The 24,891-nt window shown below is 70.0% G+C and carries 25 protein-coding genes; 18 read left to right on the forward strand and 7 right to left on the reverse strand.

The features are described from left to right. The first annotated feature begins 17 nt into the window (after nucleotides 1–17). The 6 genes from dctP (at nucleotide 18) to minE (ending at nucleotide 5,172) form a co-directional block, all read left to right on the forward strand. On the forward strand, nucleotides 18–1,037 hold the full coding sequence (gene dctP / locus ASF41_RS21035) for a TRAP transporter substrate-binding protein DctP (protein WP_056212030.1): 1,020 nt from the start codon (nucleotides 18–20) through the stop codon (nucleotides 1,035–1,037). Continuing rightward, nucleotides 1,034–1,750 carry a TRAP transporter small permease gene (locus ASF41_RS21040; RefSeq protein ID WP_056212032.1) on the forward strand — a complete coding sequence of 239 codons (717 nt, stop codon included), beginning with the start codon at nucleotides 1,034–1,036 and terminating at the stop codon, nucleotides 1,748–1,750. The genes dctP and ASF41_RS21040 overlap by 4 nt, the downstream gene beginning before the upstream one ends. Then, a complete protein-coding gene (locus tag ASF41_RS21045) occupies nucleotides 1,747–3,099 on the forward strand; it encodes a TRAP transporter large permease (RefSeq protein ID WP_056212034.1) in 1,353 nt (450 codons plus the stop codon). Before ASF41_RS21040 ends, ASF41_RS21045 begins: the two co-directional genes overlap by 4 nt. Nucleotides 3,100–3,333: 234 nt before the next feature. After that, nucleotides 3,334–4,047 (forward strand): septum site-determining protein MinC, encoded by a 714-nt coding sequence (gene minC / locus ASF41_RS21050; protein ID WP_056212036.1) that lies wholly within the window; start codon nucleotides 3,334–3,336, stop codon nucleotides 4,045–4,047. Nucleotides 4,048–4,060: 13 nt separating this feature from the next. Next, entirely contained in the window at nucleotides 4,061–4,876 is an 816-nt protein-coding gene (gene minD, locus ASF41_RS21055; protein ID WP_056212038.1) for a septum site-determining protein MinD, read from the forward strand. Further along, nucleotides 4,873–5,172, forward strand: coding sequence for a cell division topological specificity factor MinE (gene minE / locus ASF41_RS21060; RefSeq protein WP_056212040.1), 300 nt, complete (start codon nucleotides 4,873–4,875; stop codon nucleotides 5,170–5,172). The genes minD and minE overlap by 4 nt, the downstream gene beginning before the upstream one ends. 33 nt (nucleotides 5,173–5,205) lie before the next feature. On the opposite strand, the gene ASF41_RS21065 is transcribed toward minE, so the two are convergent. After that, nucleotides 5,206–6,456, reverse strand: coding sequence for a NupC/NupG family nucleoside CNT transporter (locus ASF41_RS21065; RefSeq protein WP_056496700.1), 1,251 nt, complete (start codon nucleotides 6,454–6,456; stop codon nucleotides 5,206–5,208). 260 nt (nucleotides 6,457–6,716) lie between these two features. Between ASF41_RS21065 and ASF41_RS25305 the strand changes: the two genes are divergently transcribed. The 3 genes from ASF41_RS25305 (at nucleotide 6,717) to ASF41_RS21075 (ending at nucleotide 9,978) form a co-directional block, all read left to right on the forward strand. Continuing rightward, complete coding sequence (locus ASF41_RS25305; protein WP_156653421.1) at nucleotides 6,717–6,890, forward strand: hypothetical protein; 174 nt, start codon at nucleotides 6,717–6,719, stop codon at nucleotides 6,888–6,890. A gap of 119 nt (nucleotides 6,891–7,009) precedes the next feature. Continuing rightward, on the forward strand, nucleotides 7,010–9,370 hold the full coding sequence (locus tag ASF41_RS21070) for an Orn/Lys/Arg decarboxylase N-terminal domain-containing protein (protein WP_056350881.1): 2,361 nt from the start codon (nucleotides 7,010–7,012) through the stop codon (nucleotides 9,368–9,370). Beyond that, nucleotides 9,370–9,978, forward strand: coding sequence for a GNAT family N-acetyltransferase (locus ASF41_RS21075; protein WP_056212046.1), 609 nt, complete (start codon nucleotides 9,370–9,372; stop codon nucleotides 9,976–9,978). The genes ASF41_RS21070 and ASF41_RS21075 overlap by 1 nt, the downstream gene beginning before the upstream one ends. 40 nt (nucleotides 9,979–10,018) lie before the next feature. On the opposite strand, the gene ASF41_RS21080 is transcribed toward ASF41_RS21075, so the two are convergent. Both ASF41_RS21080 and ASF41_RS21085 read right to left on the reverse strand, forming a co-directional pair. Beyond that, on the reverse strand, nucleotides 10,019–10,234 hold the full coding sequence (locus ASF41_RS21080; protein WP_056212048.1) for a hypothetical protein: 216 nt from the start codon (nucleotides 10,232–10,234) through the stop codon (nucleotides 10,019–10,021). Nucleotides 10,235–10,323: 89 nt separating this feature from the next. Then, entirely contained in the window at nucleotides 10,324–10,950 is a 627-nt protein-coding gene (locus tag ASF41_RS21085) for a helix-hairpin-helix domain-containing protein (protein WP_056496703.1), read from the reverse strand. 189 nt (nucleotides 10,951–11,139) lie between these two features. Between ASF41_RS21085 and ASF41_RS21090 the strand changes: the two genes are divergently transcribed. Further along, on the forward strand, nucleotides 11,140–12,996 hold the full coding sequence (locus ASF41_RS21090) for an ABC transporter ATP-binding protein (RefSeq protein WP_056496705.1): 1,857 nt from the start codon (nucleotides 11,140–11,142) through the stop codon (nucleotides 12,994–12,996). Between the two features lie 6 nt (nucleotides 12,997–13,002). Here the strand turns inward: ASF41_RS21090 and ASF41_RS21095 are convergent, their stop codons facing one another. Both ASF41_RS21095 and ASF41_RS26495 read right to left on the reverse strand, forming a co-directional pair. Next, the gene (locus tag ASF41_RS21095; RefSeq protein WP_056496708.1) at nucleotides 13,003–13,443 is read right to left on the reverse strand and encodes a response regulator; all 441 of its coding nucleotides are present in this window, start codon (nucleotides 13,441–13,443) and stop codon (nucleotides 13,003–13,005) included. Next, nucleotides 13,440–14,561: a histidine kinase dimerization/phosphoacceptor domain -containing protein gene (locus tag ASF41_RS26495; RefSeq protein ID WP_056382263.1), complete on the reverse strand. Its 1,122-nt coding sequence runs from the start codon at nucleotides 14,559–14,561 to the stop codon at nucleotides 13,440–13,442. Before ASF41_RS26495 ends, ASF41_RS21095 begins: the two co-directional genes overlap by 4 nt. 424 nt (nucleotides 14,562–14,985) lie before the next feature. Between ASF41_RS26495 and ASF41_RS21105 the strand changes: the two genes are divergently transcribed. Together ASF41_RS21105 and ASF41_RS21110 are read left to right on the forward strand one after the other, a co-directional pair. After that, complete coding sequence (locus ASF41_RS21105; RefSeq protein WP_056212057.1) at nucleotides 14,986–16,179, forward strand: patatin-like phospholipase family protein; 1,194 nt, start codon at nucleotides 14,986–14,988, stop codon at nucleotides 16,177–16,179. Nucleotides 16,180–16,337: 158 nt separating this feature from the next. After that, entirely contained in the window at nucleotides 16,338–17,963 is a 1,626-nt protein-coding gene (locus ASF41_RS21110) for an ABC-F family ATP-binding cassette domain-containing protein (RefSeq protein WP_056277513.1), read from the forward strand. Between the two features lie 84 nt (nucleotides 17,964–18,047). Here the strand turns inward: ASF41_RS21110 and ASF41_RS21115 are convergent, their stop codons facing one another. Then, nucleotides 18,048–18,176, reverse strand: coding sequence for a hypothetical protein (locus tag ASF41_RS21115; RefSeq protein WP_055945825.1), 129 nt, complete (start codon nucleotides 18,174–18,176; stop codon nucleotides 18,048–18,050). Between the two features lie 195 nt (nucleotides 18,177–18,371). Between ASF41_RS21115 and ppk2 the strand changes: the two genes are divergently transcribed. Together ppk2 and ASF41_RS21125 are read left to right on the forward strand one after the other, a co-directional pair. Then, nucleotides 18,372–19,289 carry a polyphosphate kinase 2 gene (gene ppk2, locus ASF41_RS21120; RefSeq protein WP_056496711.1) on the forward strand — a complete coding sequence of 306 codons (918 nt, stop codon included), beginning with the start codon at nucleotides 18,372–18,374 and terminating at the stop codon, nucleotides 19,287–19,289. Nucleotides 19,290–19,379: 90 nt separating this feature from the next. Then, nucleotides 19,380–20,174 carry an enoyl-CoA hydratase/isomerase family protein gene (locus ASF41_RS21125; protein ID WP_056350873.1) on the forward strand — a complete coding sequence of 265 codons (795 nt, stop codon included), beginning with the start codon at nucleotides 19,380–19,382 and terminating at the stop codon, nucleotides 20,172–20,174. 3 nt (nucleotides 20,175–20,177) lie between these two features. Here the strand turns inward: ASF41_RS21125 and minC (ASF41_RS21130) are convergent, their stop codons facing one another. Then, nucleotides 20,178–20,834 (reverse strand): septum site-determining protein MinC, encoded by a 657-nt coding sequence (gene minC / locus ASF41_RS21130; RefSeq protein ID WP_056496714.1) that lies wholly within the window; start codon nucleotides 20,832–20,834, stop codon nucleotides 20,178–20,180. 438 nt (nucleotides 20,835–21,272) lie between these two features. Here minC (ASF41_RS21130) and ASF41_RS21135 point away from each other — a divergent pair, with 438 nt between their 5' ends. The 4 genes from ASF41_RS21135 to ASF41_RS21150 are packed head-to-tail and all read left to right on the forward strand — an operon-like array spanning nucleotide 21,273 to nucleotide 24,817. After that, a complete protein-coding gene (locus ASF41_RS21135; RefSeq protein ID WP_407067309.1) occupies nucleotides 21,273–21,611 on the forward strand; it encodes an iron transporter in 339 nt (112 codons plus the stop codon). After that, nucleotides 21,608–23,137, forward strand: a complete 1,530-nt coding sequence (locus ASF41_RS21140; RefSeq protein WP_056496716.1) for a PepSY domain-containing protein — start codon at nucleotides 21,608–21,610, stop codon at nucleotides 23,135–23,137. Before ASF41_RS21135 ends, ASF41_RS21140 begins: the two co-directional genes overlap by 4 nt. Then, nucleotides 23,134–23,472, forward strand: a complete 339-nt coding sequence (locus tag ASF41_RS21145; protein WP_056212070.1) for a DUF3325 domain-containing protein — start codon at nucleotides 23,134–23,136, stop codon at nucleotides 23,470–23,472. The genes ASF41_RS21140 and ASF41_RS21145 overlap by 4 nt, the downstream gene beginning before the upstream one ends. A 52-nt stretch (nucleotides 23,473–23,524) precedes the next feature. Further along, on the forward strand, nucleotides 23,525–24,817 hold the full coding sequence (locus ASF41_RS21150) for an ArgE/DapE family deacylase (RefSeq protein WP_056382250.1): 1,293 nt from the start codon (nucleotides 23,525–23,527) through the stop codon (nucleotides 24,815–24,817). Nucleotides 24,818–24,891: the final 74 nt, after the last annotated feature.

The raw sequence follows: 24,891 nt of genomic DNA on the forward strand, positions 1-24,891 counted from the left end.
CTAGGGAGAGACACGCCATGATGCTGACACGCCGTGCCCTCGTTGCCGGCGGCCTCGCCGCCCCAGCCATCCTGTCCCTGGGCTCGCGGGCCCAGGCTGCCACCACCCTGAAGCTCTCCCACCAGTTCCCCGGCGGCACCATCGACGAGGGCGACTTCCGCGATCGCATGTGCCGCAAGTTCGCGATGGCCCTGGCCGAGCGCTCGAAGGGCGCCCTCGAGGTGCAGGTCTATCCGGGTTCGTCGCTGATGAAGACGAACGCCCAGTTCGCGGCCATGCGGAAGGGCGCCCTCGACCTCTCACTCTACCCTTCGCCCTACGCGGGCGGCGAGGTGCCGGAGCTGAACATCGGGCTGATGCCGGCGCTGGTGAGCTCCTACGAGCAGGCCATCGCCTGGAAGAAGGCGCCGGTGGGCCGCAAGCTCACCGAGATCCTCGACGCGAAGGGCATTATCCTCGTTTCCTGGGTCTGGCAGGCGGGCGGCGTCGCCAGCCGGGAGCGTCCCCTCTACGCGCCGGCCGACGCCAAGGGCCTCAAGGTCCGGGGCGGGTCGCGCGAGATGGACCTGATGATGAAGCAGGCCGGCGCCGCCACGCTCTCCATTCCTTCGAGCGAGTCCTACGCCGCCATGCAGACGGGCGCCTGCGACGCGGTCATCACCTCGTCCACCAGCCTGATCTCGTTCCGCCTGGAAGAGTTGGGCAAGGCCCTGACCTCGGGCCGCGAGCGCTCCTACTGGTTCATGCTGGAGCCGCTGATGATGTCGAAGCTCGCCTTCGAGCGCCTGCCCAAGGACCAGCAGGACCTGATCATGACCATCGGCGCCGAGCTCGAGCCGTTCGGGCAGGCCGGGGCCAAGGCGGACGACACCAAGGTCGAGGAGATCTTCGCCAAGGCCGGCGCGAAGGTCCAGAACCTCGACGAGAAGACCCTGGGCCAGTGGCGTGACATCGCCCGGGATACCGCCTGGAAGGACTTCGCCGGCAAGTCGGCCGGCTGCGCCGAGCTCCTCAAGCTGGCGGAGCAGGTGTCGTGAGCCACGCCTTCGACGCGGCCTCGGCCGCCGCCGCGACGCACACGACGGCAGAGCCCCGGGTTCCGGGGCTCCTCGGCACCATCGACCGGGCCCTGAAGGGCGTCAATCACGTCATCATGCTGCTGGGCGGCATCGCGCTCGTCTGCGCCTGCCTGGTCCTCAGCTACAGCGTCGTCATCCGCTACGTCCTGCATGAGCCCACCGACTGGCAGGACGAGATGGCGGTGTTCCTCATCGTTGGCGCCACCTTCTTCTCGGCCGCCGCCGTGCAGGCCAAGCGCGGCCACGTGGCCATCGAGGCGCTGACCGGCCTGCTCTCGCCGCGGGTCAACCGCGCCCGCCTCCTGGTGGCGGACGTGATCAGCTTCGTCTTCGTGACGTTCTTCGCCTGGAAAAGCTGGACTCTGCTTCATGAGGCCTGGGTCGACGGGCAGGTGTCGCAGTCGAGCTGGGGGCCGCCGCTCTGGATTCCCTACATCCTGATGGCGATCGGCATGACCCTGCTGGGCCTCCAGTTCGCCCTGCAGATCGCCGAGGAGATCCTCTACGGCGCCGAGAAGGCGGGCTGGGCGAACCCCAAGATCGGCCTTGGGGCCGATCTCAACCGCGATGCAGCGGGGCAGTCCGGCGCCACACCGACGGGCACGCGGCCCCTCGGCGATCCCCTCGCCAACACCGTGCCGGACACGAAGGTCACCGGGAGGCATCCATGAGCGTCGCGGCCATCGGCTTCCTCTATGCGGGGGCCACCCTGAGCGCGATGCTCGCCGGCATCCCCATCGCCTTCGCCCTGGGCTTCGTCGCCCTGGCCTTCATGTATGTCTTCATGCCGGGCGCCTCCCTCGATACGGTGGCGCAGAACGTCTACGAGGAGATGGCCTCGATCACCCTGCTGTCGATCCCGCTCTTCATTCTGAAGGGCGCGGCGATCGGGCGGTCCAAGGCCGGCCAGGACCTCTATTCGGCCATGCACGCCTGGATGCACCGCATCCCCGGCGGCCTCGGCATCGCCAACGTGTTCGCCTGTGCGCTCTTCGCCGCCATGGCGGGGTCGAGCCCGGCCACCTGCTCGGCCATCGGCTCGGCCGGCATCCCGGAGATGCGCAAGCGCGGCTACTCGCCGGGCTTCGCCGCCGGCATCATCGCGGCGGGCGGTACCCTCGGCATCCTGCTGCCGCCCTCGATCACCATGATCCTCTACGCGGTGGCGGCCGAGCAGTCGCTGGGACGCCTGTTCCTCGCCGGCATCGGACCGGGCCTGCTCCTGGTCGGCCTGTTCGCGGCCTGGTCGGTCTACCGGTTCCGCGCGGAATACGCGGCCGCGAAGGTCGCCTACGAACGGAACGGCACCGCTTCGGCGATCCTCGCGGAGGACACCTACAGCATGCGTCAGCGCTTCTCGACGCTGCCGCGGGTGCTGCCCTTCGTGATCCTGCTCACGGGCGTGATGGTGGCGCTCTACGGCGGCTACGCCACTCCGTCCGAGACGGCGGGCCTCGGCGGCCTCCTGGCGCTGGGCCTGATCGCCGTCATCTACGGCGTCTGGCGCCCGCGCGACGTCAGCCCGATCCTCACCGCGACCCTGCGGGAATCGACCATGCTGATGCTGATCATCGGCATGTCGCTCCTCTACGCCTACGTGATGAGCTACCTGCACATCTCGCAGTCGGCTGCGGCCGCGATCGTGGCGATGCAGCTCTCCCCCTGGGTGCTGCTGGTGACGATCCTCGGCCTCGTGATCCTGCTCGGCTTCTTCCTGCCCCCGGTCTCGATCATCCTGATGACGGCGCCGATCATCCTGCCGCCCCTGAAGGCGGCCGGGTTCGACCTCGTCTGGTTCGGCGTCGTGATGACCATCACCATGGAGATGGGCCTGATCCACCCGCCCGTGGGCCTGAACATCTTCGTCATCAAGAACATCGCCCCCGACATCCCGCTGAAGGACATCATCTGGGGCACGCTGCCCTTCGTCATCCTGATGGCGGTGGCGATCCTGATCCTCTGCCTCGTCCCCGGCATCGCCATGTGGCTGCCGAACTGGCTGCTGCCCACCACGCGGTGACGGCGGGCGTCGCTCGGGCGATGACCCTCACATACGGACCCGGCCCCGGAGGGGGCGTGCGACAGGCCCCAGGCCGTCGCGCGCGCCGTCCGGGGCCGATGCTTGTTCGCGTGCTCCATCCCTGGATCATCGGATCAGAGGAAAATGCGCGCCTTTAATCCTTTGAACACGGGTTGTTAACGAAGCGGTAACCATACCGGGCATCAATGGTCTGGTAAGGAATCGCGAGAGCCCGTGACTGACACAAGCCCTCCCCGCAGACCCGTTCAGCTTCGTGGCCGCGCCTTCAAGTCCTTGGTGCTGGCCCCGGAGACACCGCTTCCCGATTGGTTCGCCGATCTGGACGAGGCGCTCCAGCGCTCGCCGACCCTGTTCGACGGGCGCGCCCTGATCCTCGACGTGGCGGCGCTGGCGCCCGCCGCGCCTGACCTCGACAGCCTGCTCGCCGAACTCGGCAGCCGGCAGATCCGCATCCTCGGCATCGAGGGTACGGACGTGTCTCTCCTCGGACCGGGGCGCCCGCCGCTCCTCGTCCAGGGACGGCCCTCGAACACGATCGAGATCCCGGCCCAGCCGGAGCCGGAGCCCGAGGTGCCGCCGGCACCTCCCGAGCCGGCCACGACGTCCCTCACCATCGAGGGCTCGGTCCGGTCCGGGCAATCCATCGTCCACCCCACCGGCGACGTCACCGTCATGGGGTCGGTCTCCTCCGGCGCGGAGATCCTCGCCGGCGGCTCCATCCACGTCTACGGCGCGCTGCGCGGCCGGGCCATCGCCGGCGCCGCCCGCAACCCCCGCGCCCGCATCTGCTGCCGCAAGTTCGAGCCCGAGCTTCTCGGCATCGACCGCCTCGTCCGTACGGCCGAGGAGATGGGCAACCACTTGCGCGGCAAGGCCGTGCAAATCTGGCTCGATGGCGGCGCCATCAAATTCGCATCCTTGGATTGAGGAGACAGCTCATATGGCCAAAATTCTGGTCGTGACATCAGGCAAGGGCGGCGTCGGCAAGACGACGACGACGGCGGCCCTCGGCGCGGCGCTCGCGCAGGCCGGCAAGAGCGTGGCGGTGGTCGACTTCGATGTCGGCCTGCGCAACCTCGACCTCGTGATGGGCGCCGAGCGGCGCGTCGTCTACGACCTCATCAACGTGGTCAACGGCGACGCCAAGCTCAACCAGGCCCTCATCCGCGACAAACGCCTGGACAAGCTCCACCTGCTGCCCGCCTCGCAGACCCGCGACAAGGATGCGCTCACCGACGAGGGCGTCGCCCGCGTCATGGACGAGCTGCGCGAGAAGTTCGACTGGGTGATCTGCGACTCCCCGGCCGGCATCGAGCGCGGCGCCACGCTGGCCATGCGCCACGCGGATGTGGCGGTGGTGGTCACCAACCCCGAGGTCTCCTCGGTGCGCGACTCCGACCGGATCATCGGCCTGCTCGACTCCAAGACCCTCAAGGCCGAGCGCGGCGAGACCATGGAGAAGCACCTGATCCTCACCCGCTACGACCCTGCCCGGGCCGATCGCGGCGACATGCTCAAGATCGAGGACGTGCTCGAGATCCTCTCGATCCCGCTGCTCGCCATCATTCCGGAGAGCATGGAAGTCCTGCGCGCCTCCAACGTCGGTTGCCCGGTGACCCTGAACAATCCGCTCTGCGCCCCGGCCCGCGCCTACACCGACGCCGTGCGCCGCCTCAACGGCGATGCGGTCCCGATGTCGGTCCCCACCGACAAGAAGTCCTTCCTCGACAAACTCTTCACCCGGAGGGCAGCATGAGCCTCCTCAACATGTTCAACCGGCGCGGTTCGGCGCCGGTCGCCCGCGACCGCCTGCAACTCATCCTCGCCCATGAACGGGCGGGGGTCGGCGGCTCCGATCTCGTGATGGTGCTGCGCGAGGAGATCCTCGCGGTCATCGCCAAGCACGTTGAGGTCAACAGCGACAAGGTCCAGATCCGCCTCGACCGCGGCCAGGACATGTCGACCCTCGACATCGATATCGAGCTGCCGCTCACGGCCGTCGCCAAGGCCGGCCCCGCAAAGGTCAAGGCGGCGAAACTCGCCGCCGCATGACCCTCCGCGCAAGCATCCCGGCCGGCACTGCCGTCAGGCCCCGATGAACAACCCGGCGAGCGTCGCGCTCGTCAGGTTGGACAGGGTGCCGGCCAGGATCGCGCGCAGGCCGAAGCGGGCGATCTCCGCCCTGCGCTCGGGCGCGAGGCTGGCGAGGCTCGCGAGCTGGATCGCCACCGAGGTCAGGTTGGCGAAGCCGCAGAGCGCGAAGCACAGGATCGCGGCCGTGCGCGGATCGAGGCTGCCCGCCTTCAGGACCGGCGAGAGCTGCGCGTAGGCCAGGAACTCGTTGAAGGCGATCTTCTGACCCAGCGCCCCGCCGACGAGGCCGGCCTGGTCCCAGGGCACGCCCATCAGCCAGGCCAGCGGCGCGAACACCGCGCCGAGCACCCCCTCCAGGCTCAAGGCGGGATAGCCGAACAAGCCCCCCGTCCAGCCCATGAACCCGTTCAGCAGGGCGATCAGCCCCGTGAACGCGATCAGCATCGCCCCCACCGAGACCGCCACGGCGAGCCCCTTCTGGGTGCCGTCGGCCGCCGCCTCGATCACGTTGACCGCCCGCGTCTCCGCGAAGGTGACCCGCGTGGAGGTGACCCGGCTCGGCTCCGTCGTCGGCACCAGGATCTTGGCGTAGAGAAGCCCGCCCGGCACCGCCATGGCGCTGGCCGCCAGGAGGTACTCCATCGGCACGCCCAGGGCCGCGTAGCCGGCCAGAATCGTGCCCGCCGTGGAGGCGGCCCCGCTCGACATCACCGCGAACAGCTCGGCCGAGGTCAGCGCCCCCAGGAACGGGCGCAGCGCGATGGCGATCTCGCTCTGGCCGATGGCGATGGTGATCACCGCCGAGAAGGTCTCGATCGGCGAGGTGCCGATCAGCCGCCGCAGCACGGCGCCGATGCCGCGCGCGGCCGCCTGCATCACCCCGAAATGGTAGAGCACCGCGATCAGCGCCGAGACGTAGAGGATCTGCGGCAGGATGCGCAGGGCCAGGATGAAGCCGCTGCCGCCGAACAGCTCGAACATCCGCGGCTCGACGAGGCCGCCGAACAGGAACGCGGTGCCCCGGTCGCCGTAGTTCAGCACGGTCTGGACGAATCCCGCCGCCGCCGCGAGGCCTGTCCGGCCCGCCGGGATGAACAGCACCAGGGCCCCCAGCGCCACCTGCAGCGCCAGGGCCGAGAGGACCACGCGGGGCGAGATCGCCCGCCGGTTGGTGGAGAACAGCACGGCCACGGCCAGCAGCAGGGCGAGGCTCATCCCTGCGTGAAAAAGCTTCTCGACCATGCCGCCCCGCTGTTCTGCCTTGCGCGGAGCAAGCCCGATGCCGGGGCGTTTGTCGCGGGTGAAATGGCGCTGTCTCCCGGCGCCGGCGGGGAAGGATTGCCGGAGACAGGGCCGCCCGCCTGGTTCCGCGCCTCCATTCCCTCCGCCGCGCCCGGCCGGTCCTGTCCGGGCGCTCGCGCCTGCCGCGGGACGAGATCGCCGGGTGAAACGCCGCCGAGACAAAGCGCCCGCTCGTCACACCGTCGATCCGCACCGCGCGGGTGCTGCCGCCGACCCGGGGCACCGGCAGGTTCGGCCTGACCATCGAGGGGCTGGTCCTCGGCGAGGTCGAGAACGGCGCGCGTCTCGTCCTGTTGATCTGCGGCCTCGCGGCGCTGGCGGTCGACCACATGATCCGCCCGCGCGGGCTCGTCAAACGGCGCGGCGGATCGTAAGCCGGCTCTCTGTCGCGGCGGGGCGTACCTGAAAACACCGCGACCGCCGCACGATCGTCATCGAAGCGTCACGTCCCGTCGCGAACGGTGCGCCAAACGCCTCTGGGAGCCTTTTCCGCATGGACTTCTTCCGCCGCTTCACCGTCCTGATGTGTGCGCCGAACTTCGACCCGGACGATCTTGAGGGCGTGCGCGTCCAGCAGATCATCGGCTCCGTGGAGAAGCTCGGCTTCGAGGTGGTGCGGGCCCGCCGCGTCGAGGATGCGGCCATCGCGGTCCAGACCGATTCAGCCATCGGCTGCATGGTGGTGGACTGGGGCAAGCGTGGCCTCGACGGCAAGGCGGCGGCCCTCATCAACCTGATGCGCAAGCGCGGGCTGGAGATGCCCATCGTCATCATGGTCCGCCGCAAGCGCCTGGAGGATATCCCGGTCGAGGTGCTGGACTTCATCGACGGCTACATCTTCCTGGCGGAAGAAACCCCGGACTACATCGCCCGCGGCCTGGTGAGCCGCGTGAAGCAGTATGCCGAGACCCTGAAGACGCCGTTCTTCGGCGCGCTGGTGGATTACGCCGAGCAGGGCAACCAGCTCTGGACCTGCCCGGGCCACAACGGCGGCATCTTCTACAACCGCTCCCCGATCGGGCGGATTTTCGTCGAGCATCTCGGCGAGGCAGTGTTCCGCGACGACCTCGACAACTCGGTGCTCGATCTCGGCGATCTCCTCGTCCACGAGGGCCCGGCCCTGAAGGCGCAGAAGGAGGCGGCCGTCATCTTCGGGGCGGAGAAGACCTACTTCGTCCTGAACGGCACCTCGGCCTCCAACAAGATCGTGCTCTCGGCCCTGGTCGCCGAGGGCGACCTCGTGCTGTTCGACCGCAACAACCACAAGGCCGCGCATCACGGCGCGCTGTTCCTCGGCGGTGCGATCCCGGTCTTCCTGGAGACCGACCGCAACGCCTACGGCCTGATCGGCCCGATGTACCACGAGGCCCTGGACGAGACGCGCATCCGCGAGAAGATCCGCACCAACCCGCTGATCACCGACACGGAGGCCTGGCGGCGCGAGCGGCCGTTCCGCGTCGCGGTGGTCGAGCAGTGCACCTATGACGGCACGATCTACAACGCGCAGATGATCCTCGATAAGATCGGGCATCTCTGCGACTACATCCTCTTCGACGAGGCCTGGGCGGGCTTCATGAAGTTCCACCCGCTCTTCGCCGGCCGCTTCGCGATGGGCTTGAAGGGCCTCGACGAGACCTCGCCGGGCATCATCGCCACGCAATCGACCCACAAGCAATTGGCGAGCTTCTCCCAGGCCTCGCAGATCCACACCAAGGACAGCCATATCCGCGGCCAGACCCGGCGCATCGAGCACCGGCGCTTCAACGAGACCTTCCTGGTTCACGCCTCGACCTCGCCGTTCTACCCCCTGTTCGCCTCCCTCGACGTCGGCGCGCAGATGATGAAGGGGCGCTCCGGCGTCGTCCTGTGGGACGACACGATCCGCCTCGGAATCGAGTGGCGCAAGAAGGTCCGCGCCATCCGCCGCGAGTTCGAGGAGAAGGAGGGCGATCCGCTCAAGCGCTGGTTCTTCGATCCCTTCGTGCCGGACACGGTCGAGGGACCGGACGGCAAGGTGCCGTGGGAAAGCCTGTCGACGGACGAACTCGCCGGCAACGTGAAGTACTGGGAACTGACACCCGGCGCCGACTGGCACGGCTTCACCCACGTGGCGCCCGACTACGCCATGACCGACCCCAACAAGCTCACCGTGCTGACCCCGGGTTTCAACCGGCACACCGGGGAATATGCCGCGCACGGGGTGCCGGCGCCGATCGTGGCGCAGTACCTGCGGGAAAACCGCATCGTGCCGGAGAAGAACGACCTCAACTCGCTGCTCTTCCTGCTGACGCCGGGCGTCGAATCCTCGAAGGCCGGCACGCTGATCTCGGGGCTGGTCGCCTTCAAGCGCCTGCACGACGACAACGTGCCGTTGGAGGAGGCGATGCCCGAATTCGTCCGGCGCCGGCCCAACCGCTACAAGGGCGTGCGCCTGCGCGACCTGTGCGCCGACTTCCACGCCTTCCATCGCGAGCACGGCACCAGCACGCTCCAGCGCAAGCAGTTCGAGCCGGGGCACCTGCCCGAGATGGTGATGACGCCGAAGGAGGCGGTCCAGCAGCTCACCCGCAACAACGTCGATTACGTGCCGATCGCCGAAGCCGAGGGCCGCGTGGCGACGACCTTGCTTCTGGTCTACCCGCCGGGCATCGGCACGGTGCTGCCGGGCGAGCGATTGGACGAGCGGGCCAAACCCATGCTGGACTATTTCAAGATGTTCGAGCGCTCCGCGAACCTGTTCCCGGGCTTCGAGGCCGAGATCCAGGGCGTGTTCCGCGACGTCGATCCCGACGGCACGATCCGGTTCCACACGTATGTCATGCGAGAGCCCCGCGTCATGCGCGAGGGGCGCTGATGGCGGGCGTGGCCGAGAGCGATCCCGACCTCGTCATCCGGCCCTCGTCGGATGCCGACGTGCCGGACATGGTGGACATCTACGCCCACCACATCCGGCGCGGCGTCGGCGATGTCGGAGATTTCGAGGAGGACCCGCTCCATCCCGACGACCTGAAGAAGCGTCGGAAGGCCATGCGCAAGAAGCGCCTGCCGCACCTCGTGGCCGACCGGGACGGGATCGTGGCGGGCTACGCCTACGCGGTGCCGTTCCGCAAGCGTCCCGCCTATCGCTACACCCTCAAGCACTCGATCTACGTCCACCACGCGCACCTGAACGCGGGGATCGGCCGGCGCTTGCTGCCGGCGCTGATCGAGGCCTGCGCGGCGGGCGGCTACCGGCAGATGATCGGTTACATCGACGCCCAGAACGAGGCGTCCCTGCGCCTCCACGAAGCCTGCGGCTTCGTCCGAGTCGGGCTCTTGCCGGCGGTGGGCTACAAGTACGGGCGCTGGAGCGACAGCGTCATGGTGCAGTGCGCGCTCGGAACCGGGTCCACGGACCAGCCCGGCACCTGGACCCGCACCGTGGAGGCCGTGGTGGCGGGGCACGACTGGATCGGAAAGTAGCGCGCCGGCGCCGGAGGCGCCCGCGCAGGGATCCGGCCGCCTATTGCTGCGCGCGGTTGATCAGCGTCTGCAGCGCCCGGGCCACCGCCTCGCTGACGTTCTTTCGGTACTTGCGGTGGACCAGCTGGCCGTTGTGATAGATGTCGTGCTCCACGTAGAGCTTCTCGCCGTCCCACCGGACGATGTTGTCGGTCTCGGTGGTCTCCTCGACGCCGAGATCCTCGCGAAAGGTAACGCCCCCGGCTTGCGCAAACATGGCTCGTCCCTGGTGATCGAAGCGATTTTCCGGCGTGCCGGAGGGGTATCTTAGGCAGACGGCGCGTGGCGCGCTACCCGAAACGGGGCTCAGCGCACCGTGACCTGATCCTTGATCCGCTCATAGACCGCCCGGCTAAGGACGCGCTTCGACAGGAGCTCGCCGACGGAGGCGTAGGGCCGCTTCTGCACGATGGCGCGCCCGATCATGCCGCCGCCCCGGAGGCCGTTCAGCTCGGCGACGGTTCCGGTGTTGAGGTCGACGATCGCGACGCCCCTCGGCCCGGCCGTCTCGGCGGCGGTGTCGATGGCCTCCTCGCCGGCCGACGGGGGCGTCGGGCGGGAGGCGGTCCCGAGGTCCGGGAGGGCCGGCGCCGGGTCGCTCGGCGCTGGCGAATGGGGCGACGGCGCCGTCGGCGCGGGCGCCGGCAGGGGCGCATTCGGTGCGGGCGCGGGCGTCGGCGGCACGGCGGCTTGTGGCGCCGGGGTGGGCACGGCCTGCGACAGGGGCGCCGGCGCCACCGGGGAGACGGGCCGCGTCGCGGCCGGCGGCACCGCCGCCTGGGTTCCGGCGGCCCCGGTCTCCGGGGCCGTCCGGGTGATGGGCGTCTCCGGTGTTCCGCTGTCCTGCGGACGCAGCATTTGGATGATCCCGGCCAGGACGGCTGCCACCACGATGAGAATGCCGACCCGCAGGACCGCTGAACCGCTGAGCATTGTGAGGGCGGCCTCGCGCCTGAGAAGAGGATGAACGCCTAACATAGGCGATAAAGTGAAGTCTCGCCGGCGAATCGCCTGTCCTCAAGAGCTTGAAGACGTTGGCCGGTCCCGCGCTGACATCTGCGCGACTGGGTGCGGCGTCTGCGGCATCGACGGAGGTGCCGCTCCCGGTCATGGTCCCGGCCGATGCCCGACCGCCTCTCCCCTCTGACCGTCCTATCCGCGCGCCTCGGCGCCCTGCGCCACCTCCCGGCCCTGGCGCGCCTCGTCTATGCCGCGAGCCCCCGCCTGCTCGTGGTGAGCCTCGGCCTGCGTCTGGCGCGGGCGAGCCTGCCCGTGGCGATGCTCTACCTCGCCAGGCTCATCCTCGACGCGATCGTGGCCGAGCATGGCCGGCCGCATCCGGGCGGACTCGGGCCCGAGGCCTGGCTGTCCGATCCCGCCCTGCGGCACCTCGCCATGCTGGTGGCGGCGGAGTTCGGCCTCGCCATCCTCGCCGACCTCCTCGGGCGGGCCAGCACCCTGGTCGACGGCCTCGTGGCTGACCTCTACGGCACGTCCGCCACCCTGAAGCTGATGCGACACGCCGCCGAGCTCGACCTCGAGCAGTTCGAGGACAGCGCGGAGCAGGACCGCCTCGAGCGGGCCCGCCGTCAGGTCACCGGCCGCTCGAACCTCCTGTTCCAGCTCTTCGGTCAAGGGCAGGATCTCATCACCCTCGTGGCCTTCGCGCTGGGCCTCGTGGCCTTCGCGCCCGGGCTGATCCTGCTGCTCGTGGTCGCCCTGGTGCCGGCCTTCCTCAACGAGACCTACTTCAACCGCGAGGGCTATCGGCTGGCCTGGACCCGGACGCCCGAGCGGCGCGAGATCGACTACCTGCGCTTCCTCGGGGCGAGCGTGGAATCCGCCAAGGAGGTCAAGCTGTTCGGGCTGAACGGCTACATCGCCGAGCGCTACCGGGGGCTGGCGTCCAAGCTCGTGGCCGACAACCGAGCCCTGGCGCTGCGCCGCGCCGGCTGGGGCGGGGCCTTCGCGGCCCTAGGCACGCTGGCCTACTATCTCGCCTACGCCACCATCGTCTGGCGCACCGCCGCGGGTCAGTTCTCCATCGGCGACCTCGCCTTCCTGGCGGGCTCCTTCCAGCGCCTGCGCGGCCTGATCGAGGGGCTGCTCCTCGGCTTCTCGCAGATCGCCGCCCAGGCACAGTATCTCGACGATCTGTTCTCGTTCTTCGCCGTGGTGCCGGCGATCCGCTCACCCGCGAACCCGGCGCCCCTGCCGCGTCCGATCCGGAGCGGAATCGTCTTCGAGGCGGTGGGATTCCGCTATCCCGGCACCGACACCTGGGCGGTGCGCGACCTCAGCTTCCACCTCGCGGCCGGAGAGGTGCTGGCCCTGGTGGGGGAGAACGGCGCCGGTAAGACCACCATCGTCAAGCTGCTCACCCGGCTCTACGACCCGACGGAGGGCCGCGTGCTCCTCGACGGTCGGCCCCTCTCCGCCTACGACCTCGAGGACCTGCGCGGCCGCATCGGCGTGATCTTCCAGGATTTCGTGCGCTTCAGCTTCACCGCCCGCGAGAACGTGGCCGTGGGCCGCATCGAGGCGCGCGACGACCCCGACCGGATCGCCCGTGCGGCCGGGCGCAGCCTCGCCGACGGCGTCATCGGCCGGCTGCCCCTCCAGTACGATCAGCCGCTGGGCAAGCGCTTCGCCGAGGGCGTCGACCTGTCGGGGGGCGAGTGGCAGAAGATCGCCATCGCCCGCGCCTACATGCGCGAAGCCGAGATCCTGATCCTCGACGAGCCCACCGCCGCCCTCGATGCCCGGGCCGAGTTCGAGGTCTTCCAGCGCTTCCGCGAATTGAGCCACGGGCGCACGGCGGTGCTGATCTCGCACCGCTTCTCCACGGTGCGCATGGCGGACCGCATCCTGGTCCTTGCCGGTGGTCGGGTCATCGAATCGGGCAGTCATGCGGAGCTGCAGGCGCTGGGTGGCCGCTACGCCGAGCTGTTCGAGCTGCAGGCGGCCGGCTACCGCTGAGCCGGCCTAGACGCCGAGGGCGTCGCGATAGGCGGGCGCGAGGCGCAGGCCGAGGGGCAGGGGGGAGCGCGGCGGCGGCGCGTGCACGCACTCGCTGAAATACGCCAGGGTGTCGAAGATGACCGCCTCGGTGAAGGGCTTGGCGATCACGCCGGCAGCCCCTTCAAATCCCTCGGGCAGGTGCTGGGCATTGGCGGTGACGAAGACCAGGATCATGGCGGCATCGTCCCGCAACGCCCGGACGATGTCGATGCCGGACGAGCCGCCTCGCAGCTGGAGGTCGACGAAAACGAGATCCGGCCGCACCTCGCGGGCGATCCCGATCGCCTCCGCGGCGGTCGCCGCGCTGCCGAGGACGACGTGGCCGGCATCCTCCACGAGGAATTTCAGCTGCATCAGAATGAGCGCCTCGTCTTCCGCGATCAGTACCCGGAGGGGTTCGCTCACGTGCTGTCCTTGGCGCCCGGGGATTCGCGCGGGAGGCGAATGTCGATCGACGTTCCGGGATCGCCCGGTTGCCAGGCGATACTGGCATTCAGCTGGCGCGCCAAGCTCTCGATCAGGCGCTTGCCGAAGGAGCGCGTGCCGACGACCTCCTGGGGCATGCCGATGCCGTCGTCGATGATCCGGATGCCGAAGTAGCGTCCATCGGGCTGGACCCGGATCGAGAGGCGTCCCGGCCGGTTGCTGGGGAAGGCGTGCTTCAGCGCGTTGGTGATGAGTTCGTTCATCATCAGCGCCACGGGCGGCGCCTTCTCCACCGGGACCTCCACGGGCTCCAGGTCGAGGTGCAGGCTGATCTCGGATCGGCCGGAGCCGCGCACGAGGTCCGTGGCGAGCTCGCGGGCGAACTCGGCCACGTCGAAGCGCTCGACGTCGTGGGACTGGTAGAGGCGCTTGTGCACCGTTCCCAGGGCCTCGACCCGGGTCAGCATCGACTTCATTGCCTCGCGCGCCGTGGGGTCCGAAATGCTCCGGGTCTGCATCGTGAGGAGCGAGGCCACCATCTGGAGATTGTTCTTCACCCGGTGGTCGACCTCGTGCACGAGCATGGTCTTGGCCGCCAGGGCGTCCGACAGCTCGCGCGTCCGCTTGGCGACCTCGCGCTCGAAGTGCTCCTTCTCGTTCTGCGTCCGCATCTGCGCGTCGACCCGGTCGGTGACGTCGAGCTGCGAGGCGAAGAAGTAGTGCAGGTCACCACCCTTGGTGATGACCGGACTCATGTAGAGGGCGTTCCAGAACGAGGTGCCGTCCTTGCGATAGTTCAGGATGTCGACGGAAATGTCGCGCCGGGCACCCACGGCCTCGCGGAGCTGCTGGATCGCGTTCGGGTCGGTGTCGGGGCCCTGCAGGAAGCGGCAGTTGCGCCCCATGATCTCGCCGCGCTCGTAGCCGGTGAGGCGCAGGAACGCATCGTTGACGAAGACGATCGGATTGTCGTCGCGGCGCGGGTCCGTGACGATCATGGGCATGCGGGTGGCCCGGATGGCGGCGGCGAACGGATCGCCCTTGCCGTGCTCGACCATCAGATCGCCCGTCAGGTGCCACGCGTCGTCTCGTTCCATCGCCTCTGCCTCCTCGCGCCACCGATCCCTGGGGCTGTCCTGCTCACGCCGTCATCGTCAGGACCATCGACGGCACATGCGGGCGGCACGGCCGCTCCGCGTGAGCGCGACCGGTCGGCGAAAGCAGGTTTCGCGAGGGAAACTGGACGTCGGATCGTGACCGCAACGGTCAACCGTCACCGTATGGTGCTCCAACGGACGTGTGCGCAGGAAGTTCATTTGATGTCGGGCCGGGCCGCGGAGGCTCCGGCCGTCGACATGCTTCCGCACGATCCCGTGGGATCGCGCGGCTGCTGCCCGAATGCCACACCGGTCCAGCGTCGCGAAGCGTAGCCGGAACACGGCAACGGCCAAGCTCATTTTCCGTGCTAGGGTCGTGCCGGGGTCGGGCTCCGGGATTGAGGCTGTGGACTTGGCTGTGGACATGTCGAACCTGCGTCGTCGCCGTTGGACCCGGGGGCTCCTGGCCCTGCTCGTTGCGGGCCAGGTCGCGGCCTGTGGCAGCACGCCGCGCACGCCCTACACGGCGAGCGAGGCGGCCGACGCGGTCCTGCCAGGGCTCGATCCGAACGTCCGCGCCTACGCGGATGCCTCGGAGAAGACCTTCACCGAGATGTCGGCGCGCCCCCAGAACAGCAGGGTGCCGTTCGCCTACCTCGCCCTGTCCGGCGGTGGCGGCGACGGGGCCTACGGCGCCGGCCTGCTGAACGGCTGGACCGAGTCCGGCAAGCGCCCGGAATTCTCCCTGGTCTCCGGCGTCTCCACCGGTGCCCTGATCGCGCCCTTCGCCTTCGTCGGGCCGGAATACGACGCCATCCTGAAGGACATCTACACCAGTGGCGTCGCCTCGACTCTGGTCCAGTCGCCGAGCTTCGCCAACGTGCTGTTCGGCTCGGGCCTGTTCGGGGACGGGCGCCTGCGGGACCTCGTGCGGCGCTACGTGACGCCGGACCTCCTGGCGGCGGTCGCCGCCCAGCATGCCAAGGGCCGTCGCCTCCTCGTGGTGACGACGAACCTCGATGCCCAGCGCGCCGTGATCTGGAACATGGGTGCCATCGCCACCAGCGGCGGCCCCGCCGCCCTCGACCTCTTCACCGACGTGCTCACCGCATCGGCCAGCATCCCGGCGGTGTTCCCGCCGCAGCTCATCGACGTCCAGGCGGCGCAGCGCACCTTCCAGGAGATGCATGTCGACGGCTCCGTGGTGACGCCGGTCTTCACCCTCCCGCAATCGTTCCTGCTGCGCGACGGCCGGTTCAAGGCGGGCGCCAAGTCGGACATCTACGTCATCATCAACGGGCGCCTGGAACCGGAATTCGACCTCGCCCAGAACAACACGCTCTCCATCGTCGAGCGCGCGTTCACCACGGCGAGCCGAGCCCGCAGCCGCGCCACCCTGGCCTCGACCTATGCCTTCACCCGCAACAACGGCATCGGCTTCAACCTCGCCTACATCGACGAATCCGCGCCCAACACCTCCACGGCCCGCGGCTTCGACACCGGCTACATGCGCAGCCTGTACGAGACCGGCTACGAGACCGGCCGCACCGGCACGTTCTGGCGCAAGAGCGTGCCCGTGGCGCCGCTGGTGAAGGCCTCGGTGGTGGCCGCGCAATAGGCCGGCGCCCGGGTCGTTTCCCGCCCGGGCACGACCTGAGGCGCGTGGGGCGAGGGGGCCGGTTGCGTGCCGCACCCCTCGCGCCGGATGGTGCGGTGCGATAGGGTCCGGCCCGCGTCCGGGTCCGTCCGGTGCCCCCGCCCCCGACGAGCCCCCGCATGATTCAGATCGACGACCTCACCTTCAGCGCCTGGGGTCGGCGCTTCTTCGATCGCGCCAGCGTCGCGGTGCCGCCCGGCGCCAAGGTCGGGCTCGTCGGCCGCAACGGCGTCGGCAAGTCGACGCTCTTCAAGATCATCCTGGGTGAACTGCAGCCGGACGGCGGCGCCATCCTGCTGCCGAAGACCGCCCGCGTCGCCTCCGTCGATCAGGAACACCCCGCGACCCCCGTCAGCCTGATCGATACGATCCTGGCCGCCGACGTGGAGCGCGAGGCCCTGAACGCCGAGCTGGAGACCGCCGCGCCCGAGCGCCTGGGCGAGATCTATGCCCGCCTCATCGAGATCGACGCCGACCGGGCCCCGGCGCGCGCCGGCGAGATCCTCGCCGGCCTCGGCTTCTCCGTGGAGGACCTCACCCGGCCGATGGCGGAATTCTCCGGCGGCTGGCGCATGCGCGTGGCCCTGGCCGCTGCGCTCTTCGCCGAGCCGGACATGCTGCTCCTCGACGAGCCTACCAACTACCTCGATCTCGAGGGCGCCCTCTGGCTGGAGGCGCGCCTGAAGCGCTACCCGCACTCGGCCCTGATCATCAGCCACGACCGCGAGCTCCTGAACAACTCGGTGGACGCGATCCTGCACGTGGCCGGCGGCAAGCTCGAACTCTACACCGGCGGCTACGACGACTTCGAGAAGCGCCGGGCCGAGAAGGCCCGTCTCCAGGCCTCGACCAAGCAGAAGCAGGAGGCGGAGCGCGCGCACCTGCAGAGCTTCATCGATCGTTTCAAGGCGAAGGCCTCGAAGGCCGCCCAGGCGCAGTCCCGCGTCAAGCGCCTCGCCAAGCTGGAGCCGATTGCCACCACCATCGAGGAGCACGTGGCACCGTTCCACCTGCCCTCGCCGAAGCGGCCGCTGGCTCCGCCCCTGATGCACCTTACCGACGCCACCATCGCGTATGGCGACGACGCGCCGGTGCTGCGCGACCTCAACCTGACCCTCGACGTCGACGACCGCATCGGATTGCTGGGGGTCAACGGCGCAGGCAAGTCGACCTTCGCCAAGATGGCGGCGGGCGCCCTCGCGGTGCGGGACGGGCGCATGGTGCGGGAAGGGCGCGTGCAGGTCGGCTGGTTCCACCAGCACCAGATCGAGGCCCTCGACCCGAAGGACACGCCGCTCGCGATCATCCGGCGCGAGCGCCCCGACGACAGCGAGTCGGCCCGGCGCGCCAAGCTCGCAAGCTTCGGCCTCGCCTTCGACAAGCAGGAGACGACGGTGGACGCGCTCTCGGGCGGCGAGCGGGCGCGCCTGCTGCTCAACCTCGTGGCGATGCAGGCGCCGCACCTGCTCATCCTCGACGAACCGACCAACCATCTCGACATCGACAGCCGGAGGGCGCTCCTCGACGCGCTGAACGATTACGGCGGGGCGGTCATCCTCATCACCCACGACCGCTCGCTGATGGAGCTGGTGGCGGATCGCCTGTGGCTGGCGGCCGACAACACGGTCAAGCCCTTTGCGGGCGACATGGACGATTACGCGAAATTCGTGCTCGACCGGACCCGGGCCGGCCAGCGTGCGCCGGGCCAGGGACGCGAGAAGAAGGCCAAGCGCCGGGCGGCCTGAGCCGCGAGCACAGTCCGGAGCCGGGCGGACTCAGCCGACCAGGGCTTTGGAAACCGGGCGGCCTCGGCCGCCCGGAGAGCGCTCTTACTTCCGCAGGATCTTGGTCACGAGGCGGCCGAGCGGCGTGCCGGAATCGTAGTTGCGGTCGTCGCGGACCACGGGACGATCCTCGTTGCCGAGGAGCTTGGTGACGATGCGTCCGATCAGGCTCATGGGTGGACCCTCCAGATGTGTGGGGCGCCGGGCGAGCCGGGCTCTCGGCCCGCGAAATGGCGCAGCTTGTCGTTCAACCCGCGATGTGCGGTCCCCGTTCCCTCGGACCGTCGCCGGCCCCTCACGTCGTATCAAGCCTGTCATGATGCCGTGGTCTAAGCGCAGCCGGCATTTCGGCGGGGACGGGGCTTCCACATGGACGGCGGACAGCGGGCAGCGCAGATCGAGGCGATCCGCCGGGAGGTCGCCGACGATTTCGACGAGGAACTCGAGCTCGAGATGGAGGACGAGCGCCTCGAGCGCCTGGCCGACGGACTCGGGCAGCCCGCCCGTCCGACCGGCCTCGACCGCAAGGTCTATTTCCGCGAGCTGTTCCGCCTGCAGCACGAGCTGGTGCGCCTGCAGGACTGGGTCCAGGCCCACAAGCTGCGCGTTGTGGTGATCTTCGAGGGCCGCGACTCCGCCGGCAAGGGCGGCGTGATCAAGCGCATCACCCAACGGCTCAACCCGCGCGTCTGCCGCGTCACGGCGCTGCCCGCCCCGAACGAGCGCGAGTGCACCCAGTGGTACTTTCAGCGTTACGTCGCCCACCTGCCGGCCGGCGGCGAGAACGTGCTGTTCGACCGCTCCTGGTACAACCGCGCCGGCGTCGAGCGCGTGATGGGGTTCTGCTCACCCGACGAGGTGGAGGAATTCTTCCGCTCCGTGCCCGAATTCGAGCGTATGCTGACCCGCTCCGGGATCATCGTGCTCAAGTACTGGTTCTCGATCACCGACGAGGAGCAGGCCTTCCGCTTCCAGATGCGCATCCAAGATCCGCTGAAGCAGTGGAAGCTCTCGCCGATGGACGTGCAGTCCCGCCGCCGCTGGGAGGACTACACCAAGGCGAAGGAGGACATGCTGGCCCGGACGCACATCCCCGAGGCGCCCTGGTGGGTGGTCGAGGCGGTCGACAAGAAGCGCGCCCGCCTCAACTGCATCAGCCACCTCCTGACGCAGATCCCCTACGGCGACGTCGCGCATCCGCCCGTGCACCTGCCGGACCGCGAGCGCAACGACGACTACACCCGCCACCCGGTGCCGCCCGGGATGTTCGTGCCGTCCGTGTTCTGAGGCGGGAAGGGGGCCGGCCGCTTGCTCCGCCCGGCCCCGATGGGCGAGAGGAAGGGGCACGCATCCGCGCCCGGCGCCCAGGGACCCCGCATGACCCAGATCGACGAACTCCTCTTCACGGTCGAGGGCGGCATCGCGCGTCTCACCCTCAACCGGCCGCAGGCGCGCAACGCGCTCACCTTCGGGATGTACCAGGGCCTGATCGACGCCTGTGCGCGCCTCGAGGCGGACGGGAGCGTCAAGGCCCTGGTCATCACGGGTGCGGGCGAGAAGGCCTTCGCGGCCGGCACCGACATCGCCCAGTTCCGGAGCTTCACGAGCGCGCAGGACGCGATCGACTACGAGCGCTTCATGGACCGGGTGATGGGCGCGCTGGAGCGCCTGTCCGTGCCCACCATCGCGGCGATCGCCGGCGCCTGCACGGGCGGAGGCGCTGCCATCGCGGCGGCCTGCGACCTGCGGCTGGCCACCCGCGACGCCCGCCTGGGCTTTCCCATCGCCCGGACCCTGGGCAACTGCCTCTCGCTGGGCAACCTGCGGCGGCTCTCCGCCCTGATCGGGCCGGCGCGGGTCAAGGACATGATCTTCACCGCCCGCCTCGTCGGGGCCGAGGAGGCCCTGGCCATCGGGCTCGTCGGCGAGGTCGTGGCCGATGCCGAGGCCCTGGCGGCCCGCGCCACGGAGCTCGCGACCCTGGTGGCCGGTCACGCGCCGCTCACCCTGCGGGCGACCAAGGAGGGCCTGCGCCGCCTTCAGGACGCGGACGATGCGGGCGACGAGCGTCCCGGCGACGACCTGATCCGCCTCTGCTACACAAGCGCGGATTTTCGCGAGGGTATGGAGGCGTTCCTCGCCAAGCGTCCCCCGGCCTGGACGGGCCGGTAGGGCCTAGTCCAGACCGGCCACCTTGATGGCATCGCCCTCGAGACGGACCTGGGCGGGCAACCCGCGCTGGACCGGGCCGAGGTCGTCGGCGGTGCGGTAGAGCCCGTCGATGGCGATGAGTTCCGGCTCGAACCGGCGGCAGGTGATGCGCGCCTCCGGGTTACCGGCCGCCCCTGCGATCGCCCGGCCGCGCAGGGCGCCGTAGACGTGGAGCGAGCCGCCCGCGATCACCTCGGCCCCGGAGGCCACAGAGCCCATCACGGTGATGTCGCCCTCTAGGTGCAGGATCGTCTGTCCGGAGCGCACGGGCGTATCGAGGATCAGCGAGCGGAACGGAGCCGGCGCGGACGGCACGACCGGCGCGGCATCCGCCGTCGCTTCCGGGGTCGGGACCGCATCGACCGGGCGCCCGCCCGCCGGGGGCGGGGGCAGGCCGGCCCCGAGCTGGCCCGGATCGGCCCCCTCGATGCCCATCACGGCCACGTCGCGGGCGGCGAGGTCGGCCACCAGGGCGACGAGGGCCTCCCGCTCGAGCCCGAGCCCGGCCACGTCGAGGATGACGGGGCGACCCACGAAGAAGGCCGGCGAGCGCCGGGCCAGCGCGTCGAGCTCGTCGAGCCAGTCCGAGACGGGTAGCACCGGGGCGAGCACCAGGGCCATGAACGAGCGGCCGCGGAAGCGGATCGGGGGACGGGGGGAGCTTGCGGTCACGATCGGGTGTCTTGTTTCTCGGGCGGTGTGGGCGGGAAGCGGACGCTCGCCGTCACCTTATCCTAACCCGCGGTCCGGTTGCACAGGGCGCGACCTGCGGCCCGTCAACACGAATTCCGCGCGCCGCCACCGTCCTGCGCGCCGTCACACTGGCGTGCGAACCGCGACGTTGCCGCAGGCGCGACGCAGCATCCCAAAGTCGAATTGGAATGATTCCATAACATAGGGTTTGCGAGCCCAAGACCAGGATCGCTATAGCGGGGGTGATCCTCACGCGTTGGGGACTCGGCCGGCGCTTTGTCCCGGCCGGGATTGCCGATCTTGCCTGCCGTTGCGGGGCCTGTCTCCGCACCGGTCTCGCTCGTGTAAGTCTCGAAGGGTTTGCCCGTGACGGAGATTTCCGGTCCCCTCGACAGGGCCCGCTTGCGACGTGGCTGGCGCTACCGCTCCGCGGTGGCGGCACGCGTGGGGCTGGCGGCCTTCGGCGGATACGCCCTGGCCGGGCTCGCGACGGCGTTCCTGTCGCTGACCCTGCCGATGGTGCGCTCCGAGGCGGTGGCCACCGCGACCCTGATCAGCTTCGCCATCCTGGCCGGCGCCGTGATCTGGGTCTTCGCCGCCCGGACCCTGCTGCGCGCCGCTCTGGGCCTCGGGCTTCCGATCGCGCTGGTGGGCCTCGGCCTCTGGCTGGCCCTCGACGGCGTCGCGATGGGACCGCCCGCATGAGACAGGGATTTCGCCAGTCGATGGCCTGGCTCCATACCTGGGCCGGGCTCGTCACCGGGTGGGTGATGTTCGCCGTGTTCGTCACCGGCACCGCCACCTATTACCGCGCAGACCTCTCGCTCTGGATGCGCCCGGAGCTGCACGCCGGTCCCTCCGATCCGGTTCCGGCCGCCGAGCGCGGCGTCGCCTACCTGAAGGCCCATGCGCCGAAGGCCATGGCCTGGTACGTCTCCGTGCCGCAGCCGGACCGGCCGATGATCGCCGTCTACTGGATGGACAGCCTGGAGGCTCCCCTCGGGCAGGCCATGCTCGACGTCGAGACCGGCGCGCCCACCAAGGCACGCGACACCCAGGGCGGCGACTTCTTCTATCGCTTTCATTACGAGCTCCAGATGATGCCGGTCCTCGGCCGCTGGATCGTCGGCGCCGCGGCGATGATTCTTCTCATCGCCCTGATCTCCGGCATCGTCACGCATCGGCGCATCTTCGCCGATTTCTTCACCTTCCGGCGGGACAAGTCGGCCCAGCGCGGCTGGCTCGACGCCCACAACGTCACCGGCGTCCTAGCCCTGCCGTTCCACCTGATGATCACCTATACGGGGATCGTGACCCTCGGCGTGATGTACATGCCCTGGGGCGTGACGGCGGCCTACAAGGGCGACGACCTGCGCTTCTACGTCGAGGCGGCCCAGACCACGACCTGGCGCCCGGCCGCCGGCCGACCCGGCGAGGCCGTGCCGCTGGCGCCGCTGCTGGCCCGGGCCCAGGGCGAGGTGTCGGAACCCCTCGAGATGGTCATCGTCAACAATCCGGGCGATGCCAACGCCACCGTGGTCGCCGTCTTCGAGGAGCCCCACGGCCTCGCCCACCAGCATCCGCAGATCGCCTTCGACGCCGCCTCCGGGACCGTCGTCGAGCGGGTCGAGCCCTTGAAGCCGGCCGCCCAGGTCTTCACCAGCTTCATGGGCCTGCACGAGGCGCATTTCGCCAGCACGGCCCTGCGGGCACTGTTCTTCCTCTGCGGCCTGCTCGGCTCGGCCACCATCGCCACGGGCCTCGTCCTCTGGACCGTCGCCCGGGCGCCGAAGGCGGGCGAGGCGCCGGGCTTCGGCCTGCGCCTGGTGCGCGGCCTCAACCTCGGGACGATCCTCGGCCTGCCCATCGGCATGGCGGCGTTTCTCCTCGGCAACCGGCTGCTGCCCGTCGACCTCGCCCACCGGGCGACCTGGGAGGGAAGCGTCTTCTTCGGCGCCTGGGCGCTGGCTGCCTTCGTGTCCCTGCTTCGCCCGCACCGCAGGGCCTGGACCGAGCTGGGCCTCGCCGCCGGCTTCCTGTTCGGCGCCGTGCCGGTGGTCGGCGCGCTGACCACGGATCGCGGCCTGGATTTCCTGGCCTTCGACGCCGCCATGCTGGGGCTGGGCCTCGCCCTGGCCCTCGGGGCGCGCAAGGTTTCCGACTACGAGGCGCGCCGGCAGGCCGCACGCCCCGGTCCGGCCCGGGTGCCCGAAGGTTTCGCCGAAGCATGACGCCGCTTTCCATCGCCCTCAACCTCGCCCTCAGCTTCGCCGGGCTGGCGGCCCTCTGCCTCGCCATGGACCGCCACCACCGGGCCATCGCCGGGCGCAGCCAGACGCGGACCCGCGCCGGGGCGCTGCGGCTCGCCGGCTGGGCCGCCATCGCGGCCTCCTTCGCGGCCGCCGTGGTCACCTCGGACTGGAATTTCGGCCCTGTGCAGTGGATCGGCTCGCTCACCGGCGCGGCGCTCCTGGTGGTCGGGCTGGTGTCCTACCGCCCGGCCTGGATCCGCCCGGCGGCGCTGCTTGCCCTGCCCGTGGCGCTGGCGGCGGCGCTGCTCGCCTGAACCGGCCGGCACCGCTATCCTGGCCGCACCCCTCGCCAGCGCCGGAGCGCCGATGCCCCTCGATCCCGCCCTTGCCGCCCGCATCGCCGAGGCCGTCGCGGCAGGATTTCCCGAGCAGGTCGCCCACACCCAGGCCCTGGTGCGGTTCGGGTCGACGCGGGGCGCGGAGCACGCGATCCAGGATTTCGTCTTCCGGGCCTTCCGCGCCCGCGGCTATGCCATCGACCGCTTCACCATGGACGGGGCCGCCCTTGCCGCCCATCCGGGCGGGGCGGCGATGTCGGAGGCGCATTCGCAGGCGCCCCTCGTCGTGGGCATCCATCGGCCGCGGGCCGAGACCGGGCGCTCGCTGATCCTCCAGGCCCATGTCGACGTGGTACCGCCCGGCCCCGCGGATCTCTGGACCCATCCGCCCTTCGAGCCCGTCATCGACGGCGACTGGATGTACGGCAGGGGGGCGGCCGACATGAAGGCGGGCCACGCCGCCAACCTGTTCGCTCTCGACGCGCTGGCCCGGATCGGCCTTCAGCCCGCGGCCACCGTCACCCTGCAATCCGTGGTCGAGGAGGAATCCACCGGCAACGGCGCCCTGATGACCCATCTGCGCGGCTACCGCGCCGATGCCGTGCTGGTCCCCGAGCCCGAAGACGAGAAACTCGTGCGCGCCAATGTCGGGGTGCTGTGGTTCACCGTCGAGGTCCGCGGCCGTCCGGTCCATGTCCGCGAGATGGGCGCCGGCGCCAACGCCATCGACGCCACCTATCGGGTGATCGGCGCCCTGCGGGCCCTCGAGGCGCGCTGGAACGCCGAGAAGGCGGCCCATCCCCACTTCGCCGACCAGCCCGACGCCATCAACCTCAATGTCGGCCGGATCGCGGGCGGCGACTGGGCCTCCTCGGTGCCGGCCTGGTGCCGGATCGACTGCCGCATCGCCCTCTATCCGGGCGTTTCGGCGGCGGAGGCCGCCCGCGCGGTGGAGCAGGCGATCGGCGATTTCGCCCGGGACGACGCCTTCCTGTCGAACACGCCGCCCCGCGTCAGCTTCGACGGCTTCTTCGCCGAGGGCTACGCCCTGGCGGAGGGATCGGAGGCCGAGGCGGCGCTCGGCCGGGCACACCGGACCGCAACCGGCGCGGACCTACAGAGCTTCATGTCGCCGAGCTATCTCGATACCCGGGTCTACGCCCTCTACGACCGGGTGCCGGCGCTCTGCTACGGCCCGATCAGCCAGAACATCCACGGCTTCGACGAGCGCGTCAGCCTCGCCTCCGTGCAGCGGATCACCACCGCGATGGCCCTGTTCATCGCCGAGTGGTGCGGGACGGAGGCCCGGGACGCTGGCTGACCCGGCGACCCTGCGCGGAAATGTGAGGACCGACGGTGTGGATGGCGCCCCGGCGAAGCCTTGTCGAACCGCGG

Source organism: Methylobacterium sp. Leaf111, from assembly GCF_001423285.1.
Taxonomy (GTDB): domain Bacteria; phylum Pseudomonadota; class Alphaproteobacteria; order Rhizobiales; family Beijerinckiaceae; genus Methylobacterium.

What these genes read in the sequence shown, in the direction of transcription:
- ASF41_RS21115 (WP_055945825.1), bottom strand. Translation starts at nt 18,176, where the DNA reads ATGAGCCTGATCGGACGCATCGTCACCAAGCTCCTCGGCAACGAGGAT.
- ASF41_RS21105 (WP_056212057.1), top strand. Translation starts at nt 14,986, where the DNA reads ATGTCGAACCTGCGTCGTCGCCGTTGGACCCGGGGGCTCCTGGCCCTG.
- ASF41_RS21110 (WP_056277513.1), top strand. Translation starts at nt 16,338, where the DNA reads ATGATTCAGATCGACGACCTCACCTTCAGCGCCTGGGGTCGGCGCTTC.
- ASF41_RS21125 (WP_056350873.1), top strand. Translation starts at nt 19,380, where the DNA reads ATGACCCAGATCGACGAACTCCTCTTCACGGTCGAGGGCGGCATCGCG.
- ASF41_RS21140 (WP_056496716.1), top strand. Translation starts at nt 21,608, where the DNA reads ATGAGACAGGGATTTCGCCAGTCGATGGCCTGGCTCCATACCTGGGCC.
- ASF41_RS21080 (WP_056212048.1), bottom strand. Translation starts at nt 10,234, where the DNA reads ATGTTTGCGCAAGCCGGGGGCGTTACCTTTCGCGAGGATCTCGGCGTC.
- ASF41_RS21075 (WP_056212046.1), top strand. Translation starts at nt 9,370, where the DNA reads ATGGCGGGCGTGGCCGAGAGCGATCCCGACCTCGTCATCCGGCCCTCG.
- dctP (WP_056212030.1), top strand. Translation starts at nt 18, where the DNA reads ATGATGCTGACACGCCGTGCCCTCGTTGCCGGCGGCCTCGCCGCCCCA.
- ASF41_RS21150 (WP_056382250.1), top strand. Translation starts at nt 23,525, where the DNA reads ATGCCCCTCGATCCCGCCCTTGCCGCCCGCATCGCCGAGGCCGTCGCG.
- minD (WP_056212038.1), top strand. Translation starts at nt 4,061, where the DNA reads ATGGCCAAAATTCTGGTCGTGACATCAGGCAAGGGCGGCGTCGGCAAG.
- ASF41_RS21045 (WP_056212034.1), top strand. Translation starts at nt 1,747, where the DNA reads ATGAGCGTCGCGGCCATCGGCTTCCTCTATGCGGGGGCCACCCTGAGC.
- ASF41_RS21065 (WP_056496700.1), bottom strand. Translation starts at nt 6,456, where the DNA reads ATGGTCGAGAAGCTTTTTCACGCAGGGATGAGCCTCGCCCTGCTGCTG.
- ppk2 (WP_056496711.1), top strand. Translation starts at nt 18,372, where the DNA reads ATGGACGGCGGACAGCGGGCAGCGCAGATCGAGGCGATCCGCCGGGAG.
- ASF41_RS26495 (WP_056382263.1), bottom strand. Translation starts at nt 14,561, where the DNA reads ATGGAACGAGACGACGCGTGGCACCTGACGGGCGATCTGATGGTCGAG.
- minC (WP_056496714.1), bottom strand. Translation starts at nt 20,834, where the DNA reads ATGGCCCTGGTGCTCGCCCCGGTGCTACCCGTCTCGGACTGGCTCGAC.
- ASF41_RS21090 (WP_056496705.1), top strand. Translation starts at nt 11,140, where the DNA reads ATGCCCGACCGCCTCTCCCCTCTGACCGTCCTATCCGCGCGCCTCGGC.
- ASF41_RS21085 (WP_056496703.1), bottom strand. Translation starts at nt 10,950, where the DNA reads ATGCTCAGCGGTTCAGCGGTCCTGCGGGTCGGCATTCTCATCGTGGTG.
- minE (WP_056212040.1), top strand. Translation starts at nt 4,873, where the DNA reads ATGAGCCTCCTCAACATGTTCAACCGGCGCGGTTCGGCGCCGGTCGCC.
- ASF41_RS21145 (WP_056212070.1), top strand. Translation starts at nt 23,134, where the DNA reads ATGACGCCGCTTTCCATCGCCCTCAACCTCGCCCTCAGCTTCGCCGGG.
- ASF41_RS21070 (WP_056350881.1), top strand. Translation starts at nt 7,010, where the DNA reads ATGGACTTCTTCCGCCGCTTCACCGTCCTGATGTGTGCGCCGAACTTC.